At 68.3% G+C, this 23209-nt stretch carries 23 protein-coding genes and 2 pseudogenes; 11 read left to right on the top strand and 14 right to left on the bottom strand.

Translation table 11 applies throughout. The features are described from left to right. Window positions 1-27 precede the first annotated feature (27 nt). Complete coding sequence (locus BM345_RS09200) at window positions 28-219, top strand: hypothetical protein (protein WP_093378180.1); 192 nt, start codon at window positions 28-30, stop codon at window positions 217-219. A gap of 2 nt (window positions 220-221) precedes the next feature. Here the strand turns inward: BM345_RS09200 and BM345_RS09195 are convergent, their stop codons facing one another. The 5 genes and pseudogenes from BM345_RS09195 to BM345_RS30085 all read right to left on the bottom strand — a co-directional run. Continuing rightward, a complete protein-coding gene (locus tag BM345_RS09195) occupies window positions 222-890 on the bottom strand; it encodes a Crp/Fnr family transcriptional regulator (RefSeq protein WP_093378177.1) in 669 nt (222 codons plus the stop codon). A 59-nt stretch (window positions 891-949) separates the two neighbouring features. Then, window positions 950-1627, bottom strand: coding sequence for a helix-turn-helix transcriptional regulator (locus BM345_RS09190; protein WP_175544951.1), 678 nt, complete (start codon window positions 1625-1627; stop codon window positions 950-952). Window positions 1628-1790: 163 nt separating this feature from the next. Continuing rightward, a complete protein-coding gene (locus BM345_RS09185; RefSeq protein WP_093378172.1) occupies window positions 1791-2696 on the bottom strand; it encodes a phosphoribosylaminoimidazolesuccinocarboxamide synthase in 906 nt (301 codons plus the stop codon). Window positions 2697-2797: 101 nt separating this feature from the next. Next, window positions 2798-3862 (bottom strand): class II fructose-bisphosphate aldolase, encoded by a 1065-nt coding sequence (gene fba, locus BM345_RS09180; RefSeq protein WP_093378170.1) that lies wholly within the window; start codon window positions 3860-3862, stop codon window positions 2798-2800. Window positions 3863-3976: 114 nt separating this feature from the next. Beyond that, a pseudogene (locus tag BM345_RS30085) lies at window positions 3977-4072 on the bottom strand (Lrp/AsnC family transcriptional regulator); the annotation flags it as partial. On the opposite strand from BM345_RS30085, the pseudogene BM345_RS09175 reads away from it, so the two are divergent. Further along, window positions 4070-4381: pseudogene (locus BM345_RS09175) on the top strand (aminocyclopropane-1-carboxylate deaminase/D-cysteine desulfhydrase family protein); the annotation flags it as partial. The pseudogenes BM345_RS30085 and BM345_RS09175 overlap by 3 nt on opposite strands. A gap of 23 nt (window positions 4382-4404) precedes the next feature. On the opposite strand, the gene pyk reads toward BM345_RS09175, so the two are convergent. Both pyk and BM345_RS09165 read right to left on the bottom strand, forming a co-directional pair. After that, on the bottom strand, window positions 4405-5853 hold the full coding sequence (gene pyk / locus BM345_RS09170) for a pyruvate kinase (protein WP_093378167.1): 1449 nt from the start codon (window positions 5851-5853) through the stop codon (window positions 4405-4407). A gap of 161 nt (window positions 5854-6014) precedes the next feature. Next, window positions 6015-7214 carry a phosphoglycerate kinase gene (locus tag BM345_RS09165; protein ID WP_093378164.1) on the bottom strand — a complete coding sequence of 400 codons (1200 nt, stop codon included), beginning with the start codon at window positions 7212-7214 and terminating at the stop codon, window positions 6015-6017. Window positions 7215-7396: 182 nt separating this feature from the next. On the opposite strand from BM345_RS09165, the gene BM345_RS09160 reads away from it, so the two are divergent. The 6 genes from BM345_RS09160 to BM345_RS09135 all read left to right on the top strand — a co-directional run bounded on the left by BM345_RS09160 (window position 7397) and on the right by BM345_RS09135 (window position 13076). After that, the gene (locus tag BM345_RS09160) at window positions 7397-7948 is read left to right on the top strand and encodes a VOC family protein (RefSeq protein ID WP_093378426.1); all 552 of its coding nucleotides are present in this window, start codon (window positions 7397-7399) and stop codon (window positions 7946-7948) included. Then, window positions 7941-9062: an alpha/beta fold hydrolase gene (locus BM345_RS09155; protein ID WP_093378162.1), complete on the top strand. Its 1122-nt coding sequence runs from the start codon at window positions 7941-7943 to the stop codon at window positions 9060-9062. Before BM345_RS09160 ends, BM345_RS09155 begins: the two co-directional genes overlap by 8 nt. Window positions 9063-9081: 19 nt before the next feature. Beyond that, window positions 9082-10725 (top strand): FAD-dependent monooxygenase, encoded by a 1644-nt coding sequence (locus tag BM345_RS09150; RefSeq protein WP_093378158.1) that lies wholly within the window; start codon window positions 9082-9084, stop codon window positions 10723-10725. 22 nt (window positions 10726-10747) lie between these two features. Next, window positions 10748-10945, top strand: coding sequence for a DUF2783 domain-containing protein (locus tag BM345_RS09145; protein ID WP_093378155.1), 198 nt, complete (start codon window positions 10748-10750; stop codon window positions 10943-10945). Window positions 10946-11006: 61 nt separating this feature from the next. Beyond that, complete coding sequence (locus tag BM345_RS09140; RefSeq protein WP_093378153.1) at window positions 11007-11966, top strand: MBL fold metallo-hydrolase; 960 nt, start codon at window positions 11007-11009, stop codon at window positions 11964-11966. A 138-nt stretch (window positions 11967-12104) separates the two neighbouring features. Further along, window positions 12105-13076 carry a Bug family tripartite tricarboxylate transporter substrate binding protein gene (locus tag BM345_RS09135; RefSeq protein ID WP_093378150.1) on the top strand — a complete coding sequence of 324 codons (972 nt, stop codon included), beginning with the start codon at window positions 12105-12107 and terminating at the stop codon, window positions 13074-13076. A gap of 138 nt (window positions 13077-13214) precedes the next feature. On the opposite strand, the gene BM345_RS09130 is transcribed toward BM345_RS09135, so the two are convergent. From BM345_RS09130 to def, 5 genes are all read right to left on the bottom strand, one after another. Beyond that, the gene (locus tag BM345_RS09130; RefSeq protein ID WP_093378147.1) at window positions 13215-13571 is read right to left on the bottom strand and encodes an AzlD domain-containing protein; all 357 of its coding nucleotides are present in this window, start codon (window positions 13569-13571) and stop codon (window positions 13215-13217) included. Window positions 13572-13632: 61 nt separating this feature from the next. Continuing rightward, the gene (locus tag BM345_RS09125) at window positions 13633-14373 is read right to left on the bottom strand and encodes an AzlC family ABC transporter permease (protein ID WP_093378145.1); all 741 of its coding nucleotides are present in this window, start codon (window positions 14371-14373) and stop codon (window positions 13633-13635) included. A gap of 9 nt (window positions 14374-14382) precedes the next feature. Then, complete coding sequence (fmt, locus tag BM345_RS09120) at window positions 14383-15342, bottom strand: methionyl-tRNA formyltransferase (RefSeq protein ID WP_093378142.1); 960 nt, start codon at window positions 15340-15342, stop codon at window positions 14383-14385. Further along, window positions 15339-15842 (bottom strand): hypothetical protein, encoded by a 504-nt coding sequence (locus tag BM345_RS09115; RefSeq protein WP_093378140.1) that lies wholly within the window; start codon window positions 15840-15842, stop codon window positions 15339-15341. Before BM345_RS09115 ends, fmt begins: the two co-directional genes overlap by 4 nt. An 8-nt stretch (window positions 15843-15850) precedes the next feature. Continuing rightward, window positions 15851-16387 carry a peptide deformylase gene (def, locus tag BM345_RS09110; protein WP_093378137.1) on the bottom strand — a complete coding sequence of 179 codons (537 nt, stop codon included), beginning with the start codon at window positions 16385-16387 and terminating at the stop codon, window positions 15851-15853. A gap of 162 nt (window positions 16388-16549) precedes the next feature. On the opposite strand from def, the gene BM345_RS09105 reads away from it, so the two are divergent. From BM345_RS09105 to BM345_RS09095, 3 genes are read left to right on the top strand one after another with little or no spacing between them, the layout of a single operon-like run. Next, window positions 16550-17770, top strand: coding sequence for a LysM peptidoglycan-binding domain-containing protein (locus BM345_RS09105; protein ID WP_093378423.1), 1221 nt, complete (start codon window positions 16550-16552; stop codon window positions 17768-17770). 21 nt (window positions 17771-17791) lie between these two features. Further along, window positions 17792-18928, top strand: coding sequence for a DNA-processing protein DprA (gene dprA, locus BM345_RS09100; RefSeq protein ID WP_254789655.1), 1137 nt, complete (start codon window positions 17792-17794; stop codon window positions 18926-18928). Window positions 18929-18968: 40 nt separating this feature from the next. Then, the gene (locus BM345_RS09095; RefSeq protein WP_093378136.1) at window positions 18969-19490 is read left to right on the top strand and encodes a Smg family protein; all 522 of its coding nucleotides are present in this window, start codon (window positions 18969-18971) and stop codon (window positions 19488-19490) included. A gap of 238 nt (window positions 19491-19728) precedes the next feature. Here BM345_RS09095 and BM345_RS09090 read toward each other — a convergent pair whose 3' ends face one another. Further along, window positions 19729-22125, bottom strand: coding sequence for a DUF1631 family protein (locus BM345_RS09090; RefSeq protein WP_093378133.1), 2397 nt, complete (start codon window positions 22123-22125; stop codon window positions 19729-19731). A 120-nt stretch (window positions 22126-22245) separates the two neighbouring features. Continuing rightward, window positions 22246-23199 carry a protein translocase subunit SecF gene (gene secF, locus BM345_RS09085; protein WP_093378131.1) on the bottom strand — a complete coding sequence of 318 codons (954 nt, stop codon included), beginning with the start codon at window positions 23197-23199 and terminating at the stop codon, window positions 22246-22248. Window positions 23200-23209: the final 10 nt, after the last annotated feature.

Genomic DNA, 23209 nt, shown 5'->3' with positions numbered 1-23209 from the left:
TGTTTCAAATAGCCACAAGAATGCCAGATGGTCGATTGTCCGCGCAAGCCAGCCTTGAGCGCAGGTGCCTCTGACGAGACAGGCACGGCGAGCACGACTTTCGAGCTAGGCCTGTCCCTGGCCGGCGGGGTGTCGTGCGGGGCATTCAGCGCCGGCGCGATCGGCGACCTGATGCGCTTCGCCTTCACCGGCCTGAGCGGCAGGCCGGGCTTTTCTTGAGGCTACCAGCGCGCCGGCAGGTCGCGCATCAGCACCAGGTGGCGGTCGATCACGGCCAGGTAGCCGCCCTCCTCCAGGTCCTTGAGGAGGCGGCTCACCATCTCGCGCGAGCAGCCGATCTCGCTGGCGATGGCCTGGTGCGTCAGGCGCTCGGCGATCTGGCGGGTGCCGTCGCCCTGGGGTTGGGCGCGGCGCTCGAGCATGGCGCGAAGGCGGCTGTAGACATCGAGCAGGGCAATGCTGCGCGCGCTCTCGGTGGCCAGGCGCGCGCGGCGGATCAGCCGCTGGATGAGCGCCTGAGTGAAATCGGGGTCGTCGGCGATGTGGCGCATCACCGTTTCGCGCGTCACCACGGCGCACACCGTGGGCTCTACCGCCTGAACGCTGGCCGAGCGCAGGCCGCCATCGAGCGACATCTCGCCCACGTATTCGCCGGGGCCGTGAAGGCCCAGCGTGATCTCGCGGCCACGCGAGTCGGAAACATAGGCGCGCAGCTGCCCGGACAGGACGATGTATATCGAGTCGCCGGAGTCGCCCTCCTCGATCAGCACCGTGTTCTTGCGGTAGCGGCGCTGGGTGCCCAATGCCGCGAGCCGGTCGACCGCGGGGGTGAGGAGGGTGAGGTGCGCCGGCGGATTCGGCGCCGGACGACGCAAGGCGGACGACGGCATGCGCCCGACTATAAGGCCCATGCCTTGCACGGCGCTGTCGCGCCGGCGGCCGTCACGTCTCAGGCCTGCTCGTGCACGCCCATGCGCACGGCCGACACCACCTGCGGCATGCGTGCCAGGCGGTGCACGATCTCGCGCACGCTGTTGGAGCCGGTCTTCTCCCGCACGCTCTTGATGTGGGTGCGCACCGTGGACACGCGGATGCCCTGCAGGCCGGCGATCTCCTCGGCGCGGTGGCCGTCGCACAGCTGGCGCAGCACGTTCTGCTCGGCGCGGGTCAGGCGGTTGGCGCGGGCGAACATCTGCATGGTCAGCGTGGCGCAGTTCTGGCGCTTGCTGCACATGATCAGCACCGTGTCGACGCGCCCGCCGGGCAGCGAGGCCATGGGAATGAAGGCGAGCGACAGCGAAGTGTCCTGGTGCTCCAGCTCGACGATGCTGCGGCCGTCATGGGCAGCGTCCTTGAGCGCCTGGCGGACCTGGCGATGGCGGTTGTCGTCGCTGCCCCACAGCATGCCGTCGCGCTCGCACAAGGCCTGGGCCGAGCCCAGCTCGCAGCGCGCCGGATGGTTCACATGCAGGATGCGGCCGGTGAGGTCGACCAGGATCAGGCCATGGTCGATCTCGTCGAGCACGCGGGCCAGCATGGCGGCCTGCAGGCTGTCGGGAGGCGGCGCGCTGACCCTGCCGAGGCCGAAAGCAGCACGTGAAACCTCGATCACGCTGTTCATTTCCATCTCGTACTCCTCATCCATCCAGATGAGGCAAGTATGGAAATTTGCTGTTCTAGTAGGCAGTGAGTATTGCCGCGAGTTTTGTGATCTATTCACATTCCGCGAGCGCCGCGGTGGGCCCGTTCCCGGGCCCTGGCCGCTTCCCCGGGCCGCCGCCCCAGGCGGATCAGGCGGTCAGCCGCTCCAGGGCCTCGCGGTACTTGGCTGCCGTCTTCTCGATCACCTCGGCCGGCAGGCGCGGCGCCGGCGGCGTCTTGTCCCAGGGCTTGCCGTGGATGCGCACCGCCTCCAGCCAATCGCGCACGAACTGCTTGTCGTAGCTGGGCGGGTTCTCGCCGTTGGCCAGGGCCTGCTCGTAGCCCTCCACCGGCCAGTAGCGCGAACTGTCGGGCGTGAGCACCTCGTCCATCAGCACCAGCTGGTCGTTCTCGTCCAGGCCGAACTCGAACTTGGTGTCGGCAATGATCATGCCCTTCTGCAGGGCGATGGCCGCCGCCGTCTCGTAGATGGCGATGCTGGTCTCGCGGATCTGCTGGGCCATCGCCGGGCCGACGATCTCGACCACGCGCTCATAGGGAATGTTCTCGTCGTGCTCGCCGGCCTGGGCCTTGGCCGCCGGCGTGAAGATCGGGCGCGGCAGCTTGGCCGCGTTGGTCAGGCCCTCGGGCAGGGGCACGCCGCACACCGAGCGGCTGTCCTGGTATTCCTTCCAGCCGCTGCCGGCCAGGTAGCCGCGCACCACCGCCTCCACCGGCACGGGGCGCAGCCTTTTGACCAGCATGGAGCGGCCCTGCACCTGCGGCACCTCGGCGGGCGTGACCACGCTCTCGGGCGCCTCGCCGGTCAGGTGGTTGGGGCACAGGTGGCCCAGGCGGTCGAACCACCACAGCGCCATCTTCGTCAGGATCTCGCCCTTGCCGGGAATCGGCTCGCCCATGATCACGTCGAAGGCCGAGAGGCGGTCGCTCGCCACCATCAGGATGCGGTCGTTGCCCACCGCGTAGTTGTCGCGCACCTTGCCGCGCGCAAGGAGGGGCAGGCTCTGGATGGAGGAGGTGTGGACAGTGGTCATGGGGCTGGAACGTGTGACAGGCGGGAATGCGGATTGTGCGCGCGGAAAAAAGCCACCGCGAACGGTGGCTGGGTGAACTCAGGCGGAATCAGGCGAGGGGCTCAGACCACTTCCTGCGCCAGTTCGCCCTTGGCGTACTTGGCGGCGACGACCTGCAGGCTCTCGCCCTTGATCTTGCCGGCCTGGCCTTCGCAGCCGAACTCGATGTAGCGCGCCTTGCAGACCTGCTTGGCGGCCTCGCGCGCCGGCTTGAGCCATTCGCGCGCGTCGAACTTGTCGGGGTTCTCGGCCAGGAACTTGCGCACCGCGCCGGTCATGGCCAGGCGGATGTCGGTGTCGATGTTGATCTTGCGCACGCCGTACTTGATGGCTTCCTGGATCTCCTCGACGGGAACGCCGTAGGTTTCCTTCATCTTGCCGCCGTACTGGTTGATGATGGCCAGCAGTTCCTGCGGCACCGACGAGGAGCCGTGCATCACCAGGTGGGTGTTGGGGATGCGCTTGTGGATTTCCTTCACGCGCGAGATCGCCAGGATGTCGCCGGTGGGCTTGCGGCTGAACTTGTAGGCGCCGTGGCTGGTGCCGATGGCGATGGCCAGCGCGTCCAGCTGGGTGGCCTTGACGAACTGCGCCGCTTCCTCGGGGTCGGTCAGCATCTGGTCGTGGCTGAGCTTGCCCTCGGCGCCAATGCCGTCTTCCTCGCCGGCGTCGCCGGTCTCGAGGTTGCCCAGGCAGCCCAGTTCGCCCTCGACGGTGACGCCCACCTTGTGGGCCATGTCGACCACGCGGCGGGTGACGTCGACGTTGTAGGCGAAATCGGCCGGCGTCTTGCCGTCCGCCCGCAGCGAGCCGTCCATCATCACCGAGCCGAAGCCCAGGTCGATCGCGCCCTGGCAGATCTCGGGGGTCTGGCCGTGGTCCTGGTGCATCACCAGCGGAATCTGGGGGTACATCTCGACGGCCGCCTGGATCAGGTGCTTGATGAAGGCTTCGCCGGCGTACTTGCGGGCGCCCGCGCTGGCTTGCAGGATCACCGGCGCGCCGGTTTCCTTGGCCGCTTCCATCACGGCCTGCACCTGTTCGAGGTTGTTGACGTTGAAGGCCGGGATGCCGTAGCCGTTGGCGGCGGCATGGTCGAGCAGTTCGCGCATCGAGACGAGAGCCATGGGATTACCTCGCGGGAATAGTGGGGAGACGGTGAAAAACTGTCTCGATTCTACCGAGGGGGGGCGTAGGACTGGACCCCTGTCAAGCCTCCAAAGACCCACGCCCTGAGTGGTCTAAAGCGGCAACTGCGTGGTCGACAGCACTTCCTTGAGCACCACGAAGGTCCGGATCTGCCGCACGCCGGGCAGGTAAAGCAGTTGATCGGCATGCGCATCGCGAAGAACACGGCCGGACTGGTGGAGCTGGAGCAGGACATCACCGCAAAGGACGTGGTCCTGGACACCCGCTTCGGCGGCCCCGAGTACGGGCTGCCCAACGAGGGCACGCTGGAGGCGATCCGCCTGAGCGCGCGCTTTGAGGGCATGCTGACCGACCCCGTGTACGAGGGCAAGTCGATGCACGGGATGATCGAGAAGGTGCGCCTGGGCGAATTCCCGCCCGGCTCGAAGGTGCTGTATGCACACCTGGGCGGCGTGCCCGCCCTGAACGCCTACAGCTTCCTGTTCCGCAACGGCTGAGCAGGACGCCGCAGGCGTGGCCCTCAGGCCACCTTGCAGATCTTCAGCATGTTGGTGCCGCCCGGCTCGCCCATCGGCTCGCCGCAGGTGATGGCGTAGACGTCGCCGCTCTGCACGATGCCCCGGCGCTTCAGGTGCGCCTCGGCCTGCGCCAGGGCGGTGTCGCGATCGGTCTCGGTGTCCATCAGCAGCGGGCGCACGTTGCGGTACAGCGCCATCTTGCGCTGCGTCGCCAGGCGCGAGGTCAGCGCGTACATGGGGATGTGGGCGCGGTGGCGGCTCATCCACAGCGGAGTGGAGCCCGATTCGGTCAGCGCCACGATGGCCTTGGCGCCCAGGTGGTGCGCCACGAAGAGCGCGCCCATGGCAATGGACTGGTCGATGCGGCTGTAGTCCTGGCCGCTGAAGTCGGCGTCCAGGCGCTTGTCCTCGGCGAGTTCGGCGGCTTCGCAGATGCGGCTCATCTCCTGCACCGTCTCCAGCGGATACTTGCCCGAGGCGGTCTCGGCCGAGGTCATGACGGCGTCGGTGCCGTCCAGCACCGCGTTGGCCACGTCGCTCACCTCGGCGCGGGTGGGCACCGGGTTGCTGATCATGGATTCCATCATCTGCGTGGCGGTGATGACGACCTTGTCCATCTCGCGCGCCATGCGGATCATCTTCTTCTGCAGCGCCGGAACGGCCGCGTTGCCCACCTCCACCGCCAGGTCGCCGCGCGCGACCATGATGCCGTCGCTGGCGCGCAGGATTTCTTCCAGCTTGGGAATGGCCTCGGCGCGTTCGATCTTGGCGATGAGCGCGGGACGGTGGCCGAACTCGGCCGCCGCCACGTTGCACAGCTGGCGGGCCATCTCCATGTCGGTGGCGCTCTTGGGAAAGCTCACGGCCACGTAGTCGGCCTGGAAGCTCATGGCGGTCTTGATGTCCTCCATGTCCTTGGCCGTCAGCGCCGGGGCCGTCAGGCCGCCGCCCTGCTTGTTGATGCCCTTGTTGTTGGACAGCACGCCGCCCAGGCGAACGGTGGTGTGCACCGCGTCGCCGCGCACCGCATCCACGCTCAGCACGATCAGGCCGTCGTTGAGCAGCAGGCGGTCGCCCGGCTTCACGTCGCGCGGCAGGTCCTTGTAGTCCAGGCCCACGGCGCTGATGTCGCCCAGCTCGGTGCGGGCGGCATCCAGGACGAACTTGGCGCCCGCGTCCAGCTGCACCCGGCCTTCGGCGAACTTGCCCACGCGGATCTTGGGCCCCTGCAGGTCGGCCATGATGGCGATCTCGCGGCCGGCGCGGCGCGAGGCCTCGCGGACCATGGCGGCGCGGTCGATGTGGTCCTGCGCGGTGCCGTGGCTGAAGTTCAGCCGCATGCAGCTCACCTTGTGATGGATCATCTGCTCGATGATTTCCATCGTGTTGGTCGCCGGGCCGAGGGTGGCGACGATCTTGGTGGCGTGGCGGGGAAGGCGGACAGCGGCCATGGTGCAGGGTCTCCTGGGTGAGTCGTTATGCTTATCTCACATGGGAATATATCATTGCACCATGTGATATTCGTGACGAATAACTGAAATTCCGGGACCGAATAGGCTCCGGCCCGGGCGCGATTCTTCCTGCGGAACGAGGCGCACGGCCCGGGACTTCTTCACTGCTCCTGCGCGCGGCGGCTCAGGATCTCGAAGGCCGGGAGCGTCTTGCCCTCCAGCACTTCCAGGAAGGCGCCGCCGCCGGTGGAGATATAGCCCACCTTGTCCTCGATGCCGTACTTGGCGATGGCAGCCAGGGTGTCGCCGCCGCCGGCGATGGAGAAGGCGCTGCTCTCGGCAATGGCACGGGCGATGGCCTCGGTGCCCTTGGCGAAGGCGTCGAACTCGAACACGCCCACCGGGCCGTTCCACACGATGGTGCCGGCCTGGCGCAGTTGCGCGGCCAGCATTTCAGCCGTCCTGGGACCGATGTCCAGGATCAGGTCGTCCTCGGTCACGTCCGTCGCGTCCTTCACCGTGGCGGGCGCGTCGGCGGCGAAGGTCTTAGCGCAGACCACGTCCACCGGGATCGGCACCGCCGCGCCGCGTGCGCGCATGGCCTCGATCACCGCCTTGGCCTGGTCGAGCAGGTCGGGCTCGGCCAGCGACTTGCCGATGGGCAGGCCCGCGGCCAGCATGAAGGTGTTGGCGATGCCGCCGCCCACGATGAGCTGGTCCACCTTGTCGGCCAGGCTGGTGAGGATGGTGAGCTTGGTGCTGACCTTGGAGCCGGCCACGATGGCCACCAGCGGGCGCTTGGGGTCGGTCAGGGCGCGGGTCACGGCGTCGATCTCGGCCGCCAGCAGCGGGCCGGCGCAGGCCAGCTTGGCGTACTGCGCGATGCCGTAGGTGGAGGCCTCGGCACGGTGCGCGGTGCCGAAGGCGTCATGCACGAAGATGTCGCACAGGGCGGCCATCTTCTGCGCCAGCGCCGGGTCGTTCTTCTTCTCGCCCTTGTTCAGGCGGCAGTTCTCCAGCAGCACCACCTGGCCGGGCTTCACGTCCACGCCGTTTTCCACCCAGTTGGAGACCAGCGGCACCTCGCGGCCCAGCAACTCGCCCAGGCGGGTGGCCACGGGCGCCAGCGAATCCGCCAGCTTGAACTCGCCCTCGGTGGGACGGCCCAGGTGCGAGGTGACCATCACCGCCGCGCCGGCGTCCAGCGCCTGGCGGATGCAGGGCACCGAGGCGCGGATGCGCGTGTCCTCGGTGATGCGGCCGGTGTCGTCCTGCGGCACGTTGAGGTCGGCGCGGATGAACACGCGTTGCCCGGCGACTTTGCCCTGGGCACACAGATCGGTGAAGCGGATGACGTTCATGTTGTGAGGGGCGGGCGCAAGGCCCTGCAAGAGAAAGACAACCCTGATTTTAGGTTTGAGGCTTCGGGCGTAACCAATCCGGCCTTGGCCCAGTGCCATTGGCGCGATCCATATGGATTTTTTATGAATTCATGAATCGATTTCGTTTGATTCATGAGCCACATCGCCGTCCAATGCCGCCCATGAACACCCCCACTCCCAGCCCGGTGCCGGTGCGCGGCCTGCACCACTTCGCCTGGCGCTGCCGCGACGCCGAGGAGACCCGGCACTTCTACGAAGACCTGCTGGGCCTGCCGCTGGTGCACGTGATCAAGTCGGACCATGTGCCCAGCACCGGCGAGTACTGCCCCTACGTCCACATCTTCTTCCAGATGGCCGACGGCTCCTACGTGGCCTTCTTCGACCTGGGCGACAACGTCGGCGCCGAGCCATCGCCCAACACGCCTGCCTGGGTGAACCACCTGGCCCTGCGCGTGGACTCGGTCTACGCGCTGCTGGCAGCCAAGGCGCGGCTGGAGGCGGCGGGCGTGGAGGTGCTGGGCATCACCGACCACCACATCATCGAGTCGATCTACTTCTTCGACCCCAACGGCATCCGGCTGGAACTGACCACGCCCACGGTGCCCAAGGCCACGATGGACGCCCATGCGCTGCGCGCGCACGGCGAACTGGCGCAATGGACGCAGGACAAGGCGAAGCTGATCGCCGACGAAAAGGCGCCCCGGCATGGCTGAGCTGCAACTGGCCGTCATCGACGTGAAGCCGGGCGCCGTGCTGGAAAGCCAGTCGGGCCTGCAGATGCTGCGCCCGCGCATCTACGGCGCGTACCGCGCGCCGAGCGGGCCGAAGAAAGTCGCCTGCATCGTGATGCACCCCACCAGCAACTTCATGGGGCACTACCTGATCGCGCCGCTGGCCGAGCGCGGCATCTGCTGCATGGGCCTGAACTCGCGCTACGCGGGCAACGACACGGTGCTGCTCATGGAGCGCGCCATCCAGGACCTGGGCTCCGGCGTGCAGCACCTGCGCAGCCAGGGCTACGAGAAGGTCTTCCTGGTCGGCAACTCCGGCGGCGCGGCGCTGGCGAGCTTCTACCAGGCGCAGGCCGAGAAACTGACGGCCACGCATTTCGCGGACGGCGACCCCACGCACCTGCATCCCTCCGACCTGCCGCCGGTGGACGGCATCGCGCTGTGCGCCGCGCACCTGGGCCGCTCGCGCCTGCTGCGCGACTGGATCGACCCCTCGGTGACGGATGAGCACGACCCGCTCTCCGTGGACCCGGCGCTGGACATGTACGACCCGCGCCACCGCGTGCCCTACGACGCCGATTTCCTCGCGCGCTTCTCGGCCGCGCAGAAGGCGCGGCTGGACCGCATCGAGCACTGGGCGCTGGAGCGGCTGGCCCTGCTGCGCAGCACGCCAGGCGCGCCGCGCGACCAGAGCTTCATCGTCTACCGCACCCATGCCGACCCGCGCTGCGTGGACCTGTCGCTGGACGTGAACGACCGCGCGCCCGGCAGCGTGTGGGGCGATGCGCGCACGGTGAACTACTCGTGCAACGCGATGGGCCGCACCACCTCGCTCACCGCCTTCCTGTCGCAGTGGTCCTCGCGCTCGCAGGCCGACGGGCCGGACAACCTGGCGCGCACCTCGGTGCCGCTGCTGCTGCTGAGCTACACGGCCGACCAGTCGACCTTCCCGAGCACGCGCGACGCGTGGCTGGCGGCGGGCGGCAATCGCATCCGCAACGTGGACATCGTGGGCGGCAACCACTACCTGGCCGGCCAGCCCGAACTGGTGCCGCAGGCCGCCGAAGCCATCGCGCAATGGGCGCATGCGCTCTGAACAAGATATTTCAAGAACGATGAGCGAAACCTACACCTTCGCGCCAGCCTACGAGCTGCCGCGCTGGCCCTTCGTGCCCCCGCCGGAACTTCAGGCGCCCGGCAGGACGCTGCGCCACCCGATCGTCATCGTCGGCGCCGGCCCCGCGGGCCTGACGCTGGCCTGCGACCTCGCCTCGCGCGGCGTGGCCGCGGTGCTGCTGGACGAGGACGACACCGTGGGCGTGCGCGGCGCCTCCTCGCGCGGCATCTGCTATGCGCAGAAGAGCCTGGAGATCTTCGCGCGCCTGGGCATCTACGAGCGCGTGGCGGACAAGGGCATCACCTGGTCCTTCGGCCGCACCTTCTCGGGCGAGCGCGAGGTCTACAGCTTCAACCTGAAGACCGACTCGGTCTCGAAGCAGCCGCCCTTCATCAACCTGCAGCAGTTCTACGTGGAGTGGTTCCTGGTGGACCGCATCCTCGCGCTGGCCCACACCGACCTGCGCTGGAAGAACAAGGTCGTGCAGGTCACGCCCCTGGCCGACGGCGTGCGCGTCGAGGTGGAAACGCCCGCGGGCCGCTACACCATCGAGGCGGACCACCTGGTGGACGCCACCGGCGCCAACAGCCCCATCCGCACGCAGCTGGGCATCGAGGCCCCGGCCTCGCGCAGCACCGACCGCTGGTGCATCAGCGACGTGCGCTTCAAGAAGCCCTTGCCGGTGGAGCGCTGGACCTGGGTGGACGCGCCCTTCAACGAGGGCCGCGGCGTGTGGCAGCACCTGATGGCCGATGGCGTGTGGCGCATCGACTACCAGATGCCCGAGGACTGCGACGCCGAGCACATCAGCCGCCCCGAGGTGGCCGGGGCGCGGCTGCGCGAGCAGCTGGGGCCGGACGTCGAGTTCGAGTTCGTGTGGATCGGCCCCTACGGCTACCGCGACCACCTGCTGGACGAGTTCCGCCACGGCCGCGTCCTCTTCATCGGCGACGCGGCGCACGTGGTGAGCCCCTTCGGCGCACGCGGCGGCAACACCGGCATCCAGGACGCCGCCAACCTGGCGTGGAAGCTGGCACTGGTGACCCAGGGCCGCGCCGGCGATTCGCTGCTGGACAGCTACCACGCCGAGCGCCGCCCCGCCGCCGCCGAGAACCTGCGCGTGACCAGCCGCTCGGCCCGCTTCCTCGCGCCGCGAAGCAACGCCGAGCACACCTTGCGACGGGCCGTGGTGGAACTGGCGGCGCGCTTTCCCTTTGCTCGTGCACTGGTGAACACCGGCCGCATGTCGGTGGCCAACGACTATCCCGCCGCGCCCCATCTGCCCGAGGGCGCGCGCACGGTGCAGAACGTGGCGCTGGCCTGGCAGGACGGACGGCCGACCAGCCTGGTGGAACTGCTGGGCGAAGGCGGCAGCGACTGGCTGGGCCTGTGGTTCTCGCCGACGCGCACGCAGGCTTCGGTGGAACTGCCACCCGCCTTGCCGCTGCGCCTCGTCGCCGTCGGCGGCGACGGTGGCCTGCCTACCCTGCAGCCCAGCGAGACGCTGGCTCGCCACCTGGGCGATCCGGCCGCCGGCAGCCTGGTGCTGGTGCGTCCCGATGCCTACCGCGCCGCCTGCCTGGATGCGCCCGACGCCGCGGTCATCGCATCGCACCTGCGCTTGGCCATGCCGCTGCTCTGAACCTTTCCCTCACCAACAAAAGATGATTACCCAGCCCCACATCCCCGACGCCGACGGCTTCTACGCCGCGTGGCTGCAGGCCCACGAAGGCCTGGACGATTCGCAGAGTGCCGACCTCAACGCACGCCTGGTGCTGCTGCTGGCCAACCAGTGCGGCAGCCAGGCCGTGCTGCTGGACTGCATCGCCGCAGCGGCCGCTGCGCCTGGAGGCCGGGCATGAGCGCCGCGCCGGGCCGCCCCAAGCAAGCTCGCACCGCAGTGCGAAGCACGAAGGTACTCCAATGAGCGCCACGGTCTCTTTCGCCTCGGCCTCCGACACCCGCGAGCAGAAGCCGCGCGTGCAGGAACTCGCGCCCAACGTCTACGGCTACATCAGCGACTTCGATCCCAACTGCGGCTTCATCGTCGGCGACGACCAGGTGGCTCTGATCGACACGCGCCCCACGCCGCGCATGGCGCGCGACTTCCTGGCCGACATCCGCACGGTGACCGGCAAGCCGGTGCGCACCATCGTGCTCACGCACTACCACGCGGTGCGGGTGATGGGCGCCAGCGCCTTCGAGGACAAGCCCACCATCGTCGCCAGCCGCGGCACCTTCGACTGGGTGCAGGAGCGCGGACAGGCGGACTTCGATTCGGAAGTGGGCCGCTTCCCGCGCCTGTTCGCCGGCGTGGAGGAGGTGCCCGGCCTGACCGTTCCGCACATCGCCTTCGAGCGAGAGATGAGCCTGTGGCTGGGAGGGCGAGAAGTGCGCCTGCAGTGCCTGGGCCGCGGCCATTCGGGCGGCGACACGGTGGCCTGGCTGCCCGACTGCGGCGTGCTCTTCTCGGGCGACGTGGTGGAGAACCGCTGCGGCGTCTATGCGGGCGATGCCTACATCCAGGACTGGGCCGGCACGCTGGACGCGGTGACCGCGCTGAAGCCCCGCGTGCTGGTCCCCGGCCGCGGCGCGGTGGTGCTGGGCGAGCCGGCCTGCGCCGAGGCCATCGCGCTCACGAAGGACTTTCTCTCCACGCTGCTGGCCAGCGTGCGCGAGGCCAAGGCAGACGGCGAAGGCCTGCGCGGCTGCTTCCAGCGCGCCGAGGCCGCGATGGCGCCGCGCTTCGGCCAGTGGCCGGTGTTCCAGCATGTGCTGCCCTTCGACGTGGCGCGGGCCTTCGACGAGCTAAACGGCATCGAGCATCCGCGCGTCTGGACCGCCGAGCGCGATCGCGAGCTCTGGCAGGTCCTGAAGAACTGAGCCCTCCCCCAGGCTGCGCGCACTTCGTGCGCTTCGCCACCCCCCTTCCGGGGCAACACCTGCGGCCCGGCAAAGCCGGTTCCGCGGTGTTTCACGCATTGCATTCCCTCTTATTTCAAACCACTTGGAGACACTCGAATGAAGCGATTCCTGAAGCTGCTGGCCGCCGGCTTGGCGCTGGCCGCCGCATCCCATGCATCCGCACAGGGCGCCTACCCCAGTCAGCCCGTGCGCTGGATCGTGCCCTACGTCGCGGGTGGTGGCACCGACAACCTGGCGCGTTCGCTGGCCGAGGCGATGACGCCTTCGCTGGGCCAGCCCATCGTCATCGACAACCGGCCGGGCGCTTCCACCAACATCGGCGTGTCGGTGCTGATGCAGGCCAAGCCCGATGGCTACACCATCATGCAGGCGGAGAACGCGGCGCTGCTCTTCAACGAGCACATGTTCGCCAAGCTGCCCTACAAGCCGGCCACCGACTTCACCTACATCGGCACCATCGGCCGCTTCCCGGTGGCGCTGGTGGTGCATCCGGACTTCCCGGCCAAGACGGTGGCGGAGTTCGTGAGCTACGTGAAGGCGCACCCGGACAAGGTCAGCTATGCCTCGCCGGGCAACGGCTCGCCGCACCACATGGCCATGGAGCTGTTCAAGCAGAAGGCCGGCATCAGCATCCAGCACGTGCCCTACAAGGGCGCAGCACCGGCCATGACGGACGTGATGGGCGGTCAGGTGCCGACGATGATGCTGGACCTGGCCTCGGGCCTGCCCATCATCAAGTCGGGCAAGGTGCGGGTGCTGGCCATCGCGCTGCCGCAGCGCGCGAGCGCCCTGCCGGAAGTGCCCACCTTCGTAGAGCTGGGCTACCAGGACGTCAACGCCTACGCCTTCCACGGCCTGATCGGCCCGGCCGGCATGCCCCCGGAAGTGGTGACGAGCCTGAACGGCGAGCTGAAGAAGGCGATGCAGGCGCCCAAGGTGGCAAAGCTCTTCGCCGAGTTCGGCTTCGAGGCGCTGCCCGGCACGCCCCAGGACTTCTACAAGCTCTCTCGCGCCGAGAGCGATCGCTGGGGCAAGGTCATCAAGACCGCCGGCGTGCAGCTGGACTGAGCCGTACATCGCTTTTTTGGGGCGCTCGACCAGTCCCACACCGCGGAACCGGCTTGGCCGGGCCGCAGGTGAGGCCCCCTCCACGGGGGGTGGCGAACTACACGCAGCGAAGCGGAGTGAAAAGCCGGGAGGCGTCAGTTACCAGGCCAGGCCCAGGTGCAGCGGCAAGTACACGGCCATGCCCACCAGCATGGTCCCCAACACCCCGCGCCGCCAGAAGTAGTAGGCGGCGCCGACCACTGCCGCGTAGATGCGCGCGTCGTGCAGGTTGGGCACCAGGTGGCCGCCGGTCATCACGATCTCGGGAATGACCACGGCCGCCAGCGCCGCGATCGGAGCGTAGTGCAGCGCGCGGTGCGCCCAGTCGGGCAGGCCCCAGGGCCGGTCGAGGATGAAGAAGAAGCAGCGCGTGAGCACCGTGATGCCGGCCAGGCCGACGATCACGCCCAGCGTCCACCAGTCGGTGCTGCCAGCCACGGTGTTGGCACCGGTCATGACGTGACCTCCTCGCTTCGCCCTGCGGTGCGAGCCTTCTGCGGAGCGGCCGAGCGCAGGCTCATACGTCGTCCTCCGCCGCCGGGTTCGGCACGAAGCCCTTCTCGATCCAGAAGCACAGCAGCACCGCCGCGCCGATGGCCACCACGATGTTGAGCTTGAGCGGCAGCGCATAGGCGGCCACCGCCGTGGCGCCGGCGATCAGGCCCGCCATCACGCGCAGGCGCGAAGTCGCCATCGAGCAAAGGATGCCCACCAGGCTCAGGACGCCCGCGAAGCCGAGGCCCCAGCTCTGCGGAACGAGGTTGCCCAGCGCGATGCCGATGAGGCTCATCGCCATCCACGAGAACCAAGTGACGCAGTAGCCGCCGGTGAGGTAGGCCTCCTGCGCGCGGCGCTGCTCGTCGGTGCTGGCGGGTTCGGGATAGTGGCTGGTGAACATGGCGTAGCTCATGTCGGCCGTGAGGTAGCCGTGCATCATGCGGCGCCACCTGGGCATGTGCATGAGATAGGGCCGCAGGTGCAGGCTGAAGACCACGAAGCGCAGGTTCACGCAGAAGCCCGTGGCCAGCACCACCCAGAAGGGCGCGCCGGCCACCAGCAGCGGAATGGCCGCCAGCTGCGAGCTGCCGGCATAGACCAGCAGCGTCATGGCCACCGCCTCGATCACGCTCATGCCCGACTTGACCATGGCCACGCCGGTCATCAGGCCCCAGGCGCCGATGCCAAGGGCCACCGGCGCCATGTCGCGCAGGCCCTTGCCGAAGGTCGGCTCGCGCCGGATGGAGGGAAGAAAGAACATGCGCCGGCTTCAGCGGTCGAAGACCTGGCCGGCCTTCAGGTCGAAGCCACGCAGGAAGTCGGCCGCCGGCAGGCGCTTGCCGCCGGGGCGCTGCAGTTCGGTGGCGACCAGCCGGCCAGCGCCGGTGGCGATCACGATGCCTTGCGGCGAGGCCTCCAGCACCGTGCCAGGGGCTTCGGCCGCTTCGCCCGGCTCGGCACGGGCCGCCCATACTTTGACGACCTCTCCGTCCACCGTGCTGCTGGCGCCTGGGAATGGATCGAAGGCGCGCATGCGCCGGGCCAGCACCTCTGCCGGCTGCGACCAGTCGATCTTCGCCTCATGCTTCTCGATCTTGTGGGCGTAGGTGATGCCCTCGGCGGGCTGCTTGACCGGCTGCAAGCGACCGGCCTGCGCCAGGCGCAGCGCATCGACAATGAGCCGCCCGCCCATCTCGGCCAGGCGGTCATGCAGGCGCGCGGTGCTGTCCTCGCCGATGGCCAGGCGCTCCTCGATCAGCATGTCGCCGGTGTCCAGGCCGGCGTCCATCTGCATGATGGTCACGCCCGTCTCGCTGTCTCCCGCCTCGATGGCGCGGTGGATGGGTGCGGCGCCGCGCCAGCGTGGCAGCAGCGAGGCATGGATATTCAGGCAGCCCAGGCGCGGCGTGTCCAGCACCCACTGCGGCAGGATCAGGCCGTAGGCGGCCACCACCATCACGTCGGCGCGCGCCGCCAGCAGGGCCTCGCGAGCGGCGGCGGCGTCATCGGGGTACTTGCCGTCCAGCCGCAGGCTGCGCGGCTGGGCCACGGGCCAGCCGTGGGCCATGGCGCATTGCTTGACCGGCGAGGCCTGCAGCTTCATGCCGCGGCCGGCAGGGCGGTCGGGCTGGGTGAGCACCAGCACGACCTCGAAATCGTCGCCTGCAGCGGCAATGGCTTCCAGCGCCGTGCGTGCGAACTCCGGCGTGCCTGCGAAGACGACTCTCACCAGCGGAACCGGCGTTCGTCGTAGCGCAGGTCGTCACCGACGTGGTAGCGACGCACGACCCCTTGCGGATCGACGTAGATGTAGAGGAAGCGCGGGTTGTTGACCTGCAGGTAGCGCCAGGACCAGACGTTGCCGTTGAAGGAACTCACTTGGGAGATTTCGTAGGGCCGACCGTAGGTTCGAAGCACGTCTTCGACGCGCCACTGGTCGACCTGGATTTGCGAGAAGTATCGCTCGTCCATTTCCTGGACTACGGAACTCACGCGGCCGCTGGCATCGAGGTCCACGTTGGTCACCTCGAAGCCCATGGGCGCACGCGAGTACTGCAGGCGCTCGCCGCCGCCCGCCAGCGGGTAGGTGGCGGTGGGTGCGCCCACGCGCTGCAGCACGTCGGTGCGGGCCATGCCCGGCTGCAGGTTCACCGGGTCGCTCGCACAGCCTGCCAGCGCCACCACCAAGGCGGCGATGGCCAGGCGAAACGCAAGCGGCAGGCGGTTCATGATGGCTGTCAGGCGCGGCGGGCGCGCTGCTGCGCCTCGCGCTGGTCTTCGCGCTGCTGCTTCTGCAGCTTGCCCTTGATGCGGTTGCGCTTGAGGGGCGAGAGGTATTCCACGAACACCTTGCCCATGAGGTGGTCCAACTCGTGCTGCACGCACACGGCGAGCAGCCCCTCGGCCTCGATGGTGCGCGACTGGCCATCGGCGTCCATCGCCTGCACCTTCACGGCCGTGGAACGCTCCACACCGTCATAGATGCCGGGCACCGAGAGGCAGCCCTCCTCGTTGATCACCTTCTCGGCGCTGGCCCAGGTGATCTCCGGGTTGATCAGCACCATGGGCGCGTCGCGCTCTTCCGAGACGTCGATGACGACAACGCGCTCGTGCACGTCGATCTGCGTGGCCGCCAGGCCGATGCCGTTGGCGTCGTACATGGTTTCGAGCATGTCGGCCACGAGCGCCTTGATGCGATCGTCGACCGCCTGCACGGGCTTGGCCACCGTGTGCAAGCGCGGGTCGGGGTAACTAAGAATGTTTCGTTTCGCCATGGAAAAACTGCCAGTTGTGGCTATTTTCGCCACTTCCGGGGGTTGACGCGCTTCCGGGGGGGGATAAACGTTGCCCCCTCAAGGGCTTCAGCGCAGAATTCGTTGCAAATTGTGAGGATTTGTTCGATGGGCGCTTCTGCCCTGCGCATGCATCATCCAGACATGAAGACATTCCAGACCGGCCACCGCCGCCTCTTCCGCCCGAACCTGCTGGCCAGCCTGGCAGCGCTCGCAGTGCTTGGCACCGGCGCGTCGCTGGCGAATGCACAGGGCAACTACCCGATCACCCCCCAGCAACGCGCCACCGCCCAGGCGACGGCGCAGGCCGGCATCCCGGTGAGCGAGCTGGTCCCCGGCGCCCCGGACGAATACACCATCAAGCCCGGCGACACGCTGTGGGCCATCTCGCGCATGTACCTGCGCAGCCCCTGGCGCTGGCCGGAGCTGTGGGGCATGAACATGTCGGACATCAAGAATCCGCACCTGATCTACCCGGGCCAGGTGCTGTTCCTGGACAAGACCGACGGCCGCGCGCGCCTGTCGACCCGTTCCGGCAGCGGCTCGGGCGGCACCATCAAGCTCTCGCCCCGCACCCGTTACGAGTCGCTGGCCGGCATGGCCCTGCCCACGCTCAAGCCCAGCCTGATCGAGCCCTTCCTGAGCGAGCCGATCGTGGTGGACCAGAACACGCTGGCCAATGCGCCGCGCATCGTGGCCGGCAACGACAACCACGTCCTGCTGGCCCGCGGCGACCGCGCCTACGCCCTGGGCAATGGGGACATGGAGCTGGTCGAGCAGCCCGGCCCGATCAAGCAGTTCCGCATCTTCCGCAACGCCACGCCGCTGGTCGATCCGGGCACCGGCGAGGTCCTGGGCTACGAGGCGCAGTACCTGGGCCGCGCCCAGCTGCAGCGCAGCCAAGGCGCCGAAACGCAGATGCAGGACGGCAAGATGGTCACCAACGTGGTGCCGGCCACCATCGACCTGATCGCCGCCAAGGAAGAAGTCCGCGCCGGCGACCGCCTGCTGCCCGAGCCGCCGCGCCAGCTCACCAGCTACGCGCCCCGCGCCCCGGCGGGCCCCGTCGATGGCGGGCGCATCGTCTCGGTGTACGGCAATGCCGTGACCTTCGCCGCGCAGAACCAGGTGGTGTCCATCAACAAAGGCCTGCGCGACGGCATCGCCAGCGGCGACGTGCTGGCCATCCTGAAGAACGGCGAAGTCATCACGGACCGCACCAACGGGACGAAGGAAACGATGAAATTGCCGAACGAGCGCATCGGTTTGCTGATGGTGTTCCGCCCATTCGAAAAGGTGTCGTACGCTCTGATCCTCGAGATCAGCGATGTGCCGAAAGCCGGTGACCTGCTGGTCAATCCGTAAAGCACATTCGTTCACTTTTCCTTGGGTTTCGAGCGCGAAGAACTTCATCACTGGCTGAGACTGTCGCTGACCCCCGGGGTCGGCGATGGCACTTCGCGCAAGCTGCTGGCGGCCTTCGGACTGCCGGACGCCATCTTCGCTCAGCCGCAGTCGGCCCTGCTGCAGGTGGTCTCGCAGGCGCAGGCCCGGGCGCTTGTGCAGCAGCCGCCCGAACTCGAGGCCCTTGCCGACCAGACCTGGCAGTGGCTGCAGGCCGACCCTGAGCGGCACCGCATCCTCACGCTGGCCGATGACGGCTACCCCGCCTCCTTGCTGCAGACGGCCGATCCGCCGCTGCTACTGCACCTGGTCGGGCCAGCCGACTTCGACCTGACCCAGCTGGGGCGCAGCCTGGCCGTCGTGGGCAGCCGCAATCCCACGCCCCAGGGCGCCAGCAACGCGAAGGCCTTCGGCCGGGCGCTCGGCGAGGCGGGCGTGGCCGTGGTGTCCGGTCTGGCCCTGGGCATCGACGGCGCGGCTCACGAGGGTGCGCTGGAAGCCGTCGGCAACACGCATCGCCTTGCCACGGTGGCGGTGGTGGGCACCGGGCTGGACCGGGTCTACCCCGCCCGGCACCGACAGTTGGCGCATCGCATCGCCCAGCAGGGGCTGCTGGTGAGCGAGCTGCCGCTGGGCACGCCGCCGCTTACCCAGAACTTTCCCAAGCGCAACCGCATCATCGCGGGCCTCACCCGCGGCACGCTGGTGGTGGAGGCCGCGCTGCAGTCGGGCTCGCTCATCACCGCGCGGCTGGCGGTGGAGCAGGGCAAGGAGGTGTTCGCGATCCCGGGCTCGATCCACTCGCCGCAGTCGCGCGGCTGCCATGCGCTGATCCGCCAGGGTGCCAAGCTGGTGGAGACAGTGAAGGACATCTTCGAGGACCTGGACCTGCGCACCGAATCTTCACCGCCGGTGCAGCCGGCCGCCGCCGCCCCGGATGATCAGGACGCGCCGCCCTTGCTGGCCGCCCTGGGTCACGACCCCGTGAGCCTCGACGCGTTGATCGCGCGCACCGGTTCTCCGGCGGCGCAACTGCAGGCGCAACTGCTCGAACTCGAGCTCGCGGGCGAGGTGGCTCGCCTGCCCGGAGGGTTGTTTCAGCGCATCGGTCACGCCTGATTCCGATTGCCTTGAAACCGCACTCCGCTATATTGGGCCCATGTATGACGTGCTCGTGTTCGTTTACGAAAACTACTGGCGCGGCGATGCCTGCCCCGAGCCCGAACTGCTGGGCCGCAAGCTCAGTGCCAACGGCTTCGAGGAAGACGAGATACGCGACGCCCTCCAGTGGCTCGACGGCCTGACGCTCGCCACCCAGGGCATCATCCTCACGCGCAACGAGGACGATGAAGACAGCATCACGGTCGGCGAGCCCATCCAGGGCTTCGAGCTGGCCCTGGAGCCTTCTGCCCATGCCATGCGTGTCTACTCGACCGCCGAGCAGAACCACCTGGGTGCGCAATGCCTGGGCTTCCTCAGCTTTCTCGACAGCGCCCAGGCCCTGCCCGCTGGCCTGCGCGAGGTGATCATCGAGCGCGCCATGGCCGCCCCCGGCGACCCGGTGTCGCTGGAAGAGCTGAAGATCATCGTGCTGATGGTGCACTGGAGCACCGGCATCGAGCCCGATGCGCTGGTGCTGGACGAGCTCTGCGACGATCCTGAAGACCGCATCGCGCATTAAGAGGCCCCCCGGCTTTTCACTTCGCTTCGCTGCGTGTAATTCGCCACCCCCCGAGGGGGAGGCCCCGCCTGCGGCCTGGCATAGCCAGTTCCGCGGCGCGTACTGAGGCATCCCGGCTTCTCACTCCGCTTCGCTGCGTGTAGTTCGCCACCTCCCGAGGAGGGGACCACGCCTGCGGCCTGGCAAAGCCAGTTCCGCGGCGCGTGGCTGGTGAAGAAAGGGGACGGGCCGGCCGGGCTCAGTCCAGCAGGCGCTCGGGGTTCGCGTCGAGCTTGGCCAGCGCTTCGCGCGTCGCGCGCACGGTCAGCGTTTCCTCTTCCGCCGGGACCAGCAGGCCGGCCTGCAGGTAGGAGGCCAGGCGGCCGGCCTGGATGAGGAAGCTGCGGCCGCCAGGGGCGGCGAAGAGGTGCAGCTGCTTGCGGTCGCTGCGCCAGACGAACTGGACCTGGGTGGGGCGGTTGTTGTGGTCCAGCATGAACCAGTTGCCCACCTGCAGGTCGTGCGCCCAGGCCAGCATCTCGTCGCTCACCTTGGCGCCGGTGTCGGGCACGACCTCGATGGAGGCGGCGTCCACCCCCAGCAGCAGTTCGATGCTGGCAGCGTCCAGCGGCAGGTCGGTGGCGCTCTCGTCGCTGACGAAGTCTTCCAGGTTGGCCAGGCGCTTGGCCATGGCGTCGATCTGCGTGGAAGGGATGGCGTCGGTCTTGGACATGAAGGCGTCGGCCAGGGTCTGGCCGATCACCTTGATGTGCTGCTCCTGCGGATCGCCCTCGATGCCCAGCAGGGCCATGCCCTGGCGCAGGCGCTGCAACAGGTTGGGCAGGTCCTGGATGACGCGGGTGCGGTCGTTGCGGTTGGGCTTGGCGCTGGCGGCCCACACCAGGTCGGCGGCGGCACGCTTGAGGGTGACGGTCTGCTGGTCCTGCGCGCCGTAGCGCAATGCGGCCAGCGCCAGCACTTCGGCCCAGACCTTGAACAGGAATTCCCGGATCTCTTCGCGAACCGGGATGTCATTGAGCATCTTGCGCAGCTCGATGGTGTACTGGATCGCCATCGTCTCCTTCTGCTCCACCTGCTGCGCCACGCTCATGAGGCGCTGGGTGGCGTCGCTCTGCGTGAGGTACTTGGAGAGGAAGGCGACGAATTCGTCGTACACCAGCTTGAACACGCGCTGGCCGGTCTCGGGGTACTGCTCGATCACCTGCACCACGCGGCGGATCTCGCCCTCGAGCGCGCTGCCGGAAATGGCGGCGGCGTCGAAGCCCATCACGCAGGAGCCCATGCGGTCGATCAGCATGCGGGCGGGGTGCTGCAGGGTGCCGAAGAACTCGGGCTCGGCGATGGCCACGCGCAGCACTGGCATCTGCAGGCGCGCGAACCAGACGCGCGCCGAGAAGGGAATGCGCTCCTCGGCCAGGATGGCCTGGAACATCAGGGCCACGATTTCCACCGTGGCCTTGTCGGCGGTGGTGGGGGCCTTCTTCTTCAGCTCGGCCGTGCGCCGGCGCATGTCGACGGCGCTTTGCTGGATGGCCGTGGCCTCGTCGCCCACCACGTACTGGGAGGAGGCGGCGCGGTAGGCCACTTCGGCGTCCATGATGGCCTGCACGAAGACCGGCGAGCCGACGCCGGGCGCCATGGCACCCGGGCCCACGCCACCGACCGAGCCGACATGGCTGGAGGCAGCCATGGCCCGGCTGCCCCCGACGAAATCGGAGCCGATGCGCGCGGTGACGAAGCGCTTGAGGCTGCTCAGCACGCCCTGCGCGCGCTGGCGGGCGACGATCAGCGGCGAGCCGCCCCCCACCAGCGGAAAGTCGACGCCGCCCGCCTGGCCGGCTCCGGCCACGCCATAGCGGCCTGCCGGGCTTTGCACGCCGATGGCGGCCGGCGCAAAGCCGCCGGCGCCCAAGGGCGCATCGACGGTTTGGCCGCGGCCGCCCATGCCGGAGAATCCCATGGGCGCCGAGGAGGGCGCGCCGTGTGCGCGCTTGACGAAGCCCTTGAGGTCGATCTCGGGCATCACGCCGCGGGAGATCAGGAAGGCGTTGGCGTCCTTGTAGGCCTTGAGGATCACCTCCAGCATGTGCTGCTGGACCACGTCCTGCACCTTGGTCCACATGGCGCGGGTGAGGCCCGCGGCCAGCCACTGGTCGACCAGCAGCTTGGCGAGCACTTCGGGCCGCAGCACGTCCTTGCTGCTGAGCTCGGTGGTGTTCTCCAGATGCTGCATGCGCAGGCGCACGTCGTTGAGCTCGAAGCTGGCCTTGTCCTGGATCACCAGGGCCAGGCGCGAGGACAGGATGTTGTTCTCGACGACCTCGTCGCCGATCAGCTCCAGGCTGCCCAGCGACTGCAGGCCCGACGCGCCGGTGCCCATGCTGTGCAGCGCCTTGCGCCAGCCCGATTGCGACAGGTTGACCCAGCGCGACTCGTGCTCGACGAAGGCGACGAAGTCGTCGCGGTGCTGGTGCATTTCCCGGGCGTTGCCGGTCTGGCCGGCCAGGGCGTTCAGGCGCTCGCGGATGGCTTGCGCCGTCGGCGCGATCACACCCTCGGTGGCGGCGACGAAGCGCTCGCGCGTTTCACGCGCAAGCTGGACGGACGATGCGTTGGGACGCTCTGTGCTGCTCATTGGGGGGCGAGACGGATGGTAACCGCCGGCAGCTCAAAGCTTGCCCTGTAGGCGGCGTCCGCACAAGTATCGCAGCATGCTCGGCAACCCCAACGTGGCATCCTGTCCACGGCGACCAAGTCAGACCACCGCGCCGGAGTTCGGGTCGTCCGGATCGCCGTCCCGCTTTACGGGACCCTTGACCAGGTCCTCCCGCTTCACGCCCAGCCACATGGCGATGGCGGCGGCTACGAAGGCCGAGGAGTAGATGCCGAACAGGATGCCGATGGTCAGCGCCAGCGCGAAGTAGTGCAGCGTGGGGCCGCCGAAGAAGAACATCGACAGCACCACCAACTGGGTGGAGCCGTGGGTGATGATGGTCCGGCTGATGGTGGAGGTGATCGCGTTGTCGATGATCTCCACGGTGCTCATCTTGCGGTAGCGCCTGAAGTTCTCGCGGATGCGGTCGAAGATCACCACCGACTCGTTGACCGAGTAGCCCAGCACCGCCAGCACCGCCGCCAGCACCGCCAGCGAGAACTCCCACTGGAAGAAGGCGAAGAAGCCCAAGATGATGACCACGTCGTGCAGGTTGGCCAGCACCGTGGCCAGGGCGAACTTCCACTCGAAGCGGAAGGCCAGGTAGACCATGATGCCCACCACCACCATGGCGAGCGCCTTCAGGCCGTTGGTGGTGAGCTCGTCGCCCACCTGCGGACCGACGAAATCGTTGCGGCGCAGCTGTACCGAGGGGTCGACCGACTTGAGGGCGTCGAGGACCTGGGTGCTCTGCTGGGCCGCGTTCACGCCCTTTTGCGCCGGCAGCCGGATCATGACGTCGCGCGAGGTGCCGAAGTTCTGCACCTGCACGTCCTGGAAGCCCAGCTTGGCGATGGCCTCGCGGACCTTGCCCAGGTCGGCGGTCTGCGTGTAGGCCACTTCCATCACCGTGCCGCCGGTGAATTCGACCGACAGGTGCAGCCCGCGGCTGAACAGGAAGAACACGGCCAGCAGGAAGGTGATGACCGAGATGGCGTTCAGCACCAGCGCGTGGCGCATGAACGGGATGGTGCGGTGGATGCGGAAAAACTCCATGGCGGGTCCC

The organism is Variovorax sp. OV329 (genome assembly GCF_900114785.1).
Classification (GTDB): Bacteria; Pseudomonadota; Gammaproteobacteria; order Burkholderiales; family Burkholderiaceae_C; genus Variovorax.
The sequence above is the reverse complement of the archived record's forward strand: the minus strand, read 5'-3'. Positions and strand labels throughout refer to the sequence as shown.

Excerpts from the sequence above, each read along its gene's own strand:
- BM345_RS09200 (WP_093378180.1), top strand. The coding sequence starts at position 28 with ATGGTCGATTGTCCGCGCAAGCCAGCCTTGAGCGCAGGTGCCTCTGAC.
- BM345_RS09125 (WP_093378145.1), bottom strand. The coding sequence starts at position 14,373 with ATGTTCTTTCTTCCCTCCATCCGGCGCGAGCCGACCTTCGGCAAGGGC.
- BM345_RS09150 (WP_093378158.1), top strand. The coding sequence starts at position 9,082 with ATGAGCGAAACCTACACCTTCGCGCCAGCCTACGAGCTGCCGCGCTGG.
- BM345_RS09095 (WP_093378136.1), top strand. The coding sequence starts at position 18,969 with ATGTATGACGTGCTCGTGTTCGTTTACGAAAACTACTGGCGCGGCGAT.
- BM345_RS09185 (WP_093378172.1), bottom strand. The coding sequence starts at position 2,696 with ATGACCACTGTCCACACCTCCTCCATCCAGAGCCTGCCCCTCCTTGCG.
- BM345_RS09090 (WP_093378133.1), bottom strand. The coding sequence starts at position 22,125 with ATGAGCAGCACAGAGCGTCCCAACGCATCGTCCGTCCAGCTTGCGCGT.
- BM345_RS09190 (WP_175544951.1), bottom strand. The coding sequence starts at position 1,627 with ATGGAAATGAACAGCGTGATCGAGGTTTCACGTGCTGCTTTCGGCCTC.
- pyk (WP_093378167.1), bottom strand. The coding sequence starts at position 5,853 with ATGGCCGCTGTCCGCCTTCCCCGCCACGCCACCAAGATCGTCGCCACC.
- fba (WP_093378170.1), bottom strand. The coding sequence starts at position 3,862 with ATGGCTCTCGTCTCGATGCGCGAACTGCTCGACCATGCCGCCGCCAAC.
- BM345_RS09115 (WP_093378140.1), bottom strand. The coding sequence starts at position 15,842 with ATGAACCGCCTGCCGCTTGCGTTTCGCCTGGCCATCGCCGCCTTGGTG.
- BM345_RS09145 (WP_093378155.1), top strand. The coding sequence starts at position 10,748 with ATGATTACCCAGCCCCACATCCCCGACGCCGACGGCTTCTACGCCGCG.
- BM345_RS09130 (WP_093378147.1), bottom strand. The coding sequence starts at position 13,571 with ATGACCGGTGCCAACACCGTGGCTGGCAGCACCGACTGGTGGACGCTG.
- BM345_RS09135 (WP_093378150.1), top strand. The coding sequence starts at position 12,105 with ATGAAGCGATTCCTGAAGCTGCTGGCCGCCGGCTTGGCGCTGGCCGCC.
- BM345_RS09155 (WP_093378162.1), top strand. The coding sequence starts at position 7,941 with ATGGCTGAGCTGCAACTGGCCGTCATCGACGTGAAGCCGGGCGCCGTG.
- BM345_RS09165 (WP_093378164.1), bottom strand. The coding sequence starts at position 7,214 with ATGAACGTCATCCGCTTCACCGATCTGTGTGCCCAGGGCAAAGTCGCC.
- BM345_RS09105 (WP_093378423.1), top strand. The coding sequence starts at position 16,550 with ATGAAGACATTCCAGACCGGCCACCGCCGCCTCTTCCGCCCGAACCTG.
- BM345_RS09160 (WP_093378426.1), top strand. The coding sequence starts at position 7,397 with ATGAACACCCCCACTCCCAGCCCGGTGCCGGTGCGCGGCCTGCACCAC.
- BM345_RS09195 (WP_093378177.1), bottom strand. The coding sequence starts at position 890 with ATGCCGTCGTCCGCCTTGCGTCGTCCGGCGCCGAATCCGCCGGCGCAC.
- BM345_RS09140 (WP_093378153.1), top strand. The coding sequence starts at position 11,007 with ATGAGCGCCACGGTCTCTTTCGCCTCGGCCTCCGACACCCGCGAGCAG.
- secF (WP_093378131.1), bottom strand. The coding sequence starts at position 23,199 with ATGGAGTTTTTCCGCATCCACCGCACCATCCCGTTCATGCGCCACGCG.
- def (WP_093378137.1), bottom strand. The coding sequence starts at position 16,387 with ATGGCGAAACGAAACATTCTTAGTTACCCCGACCCGCGCTTGCACACG.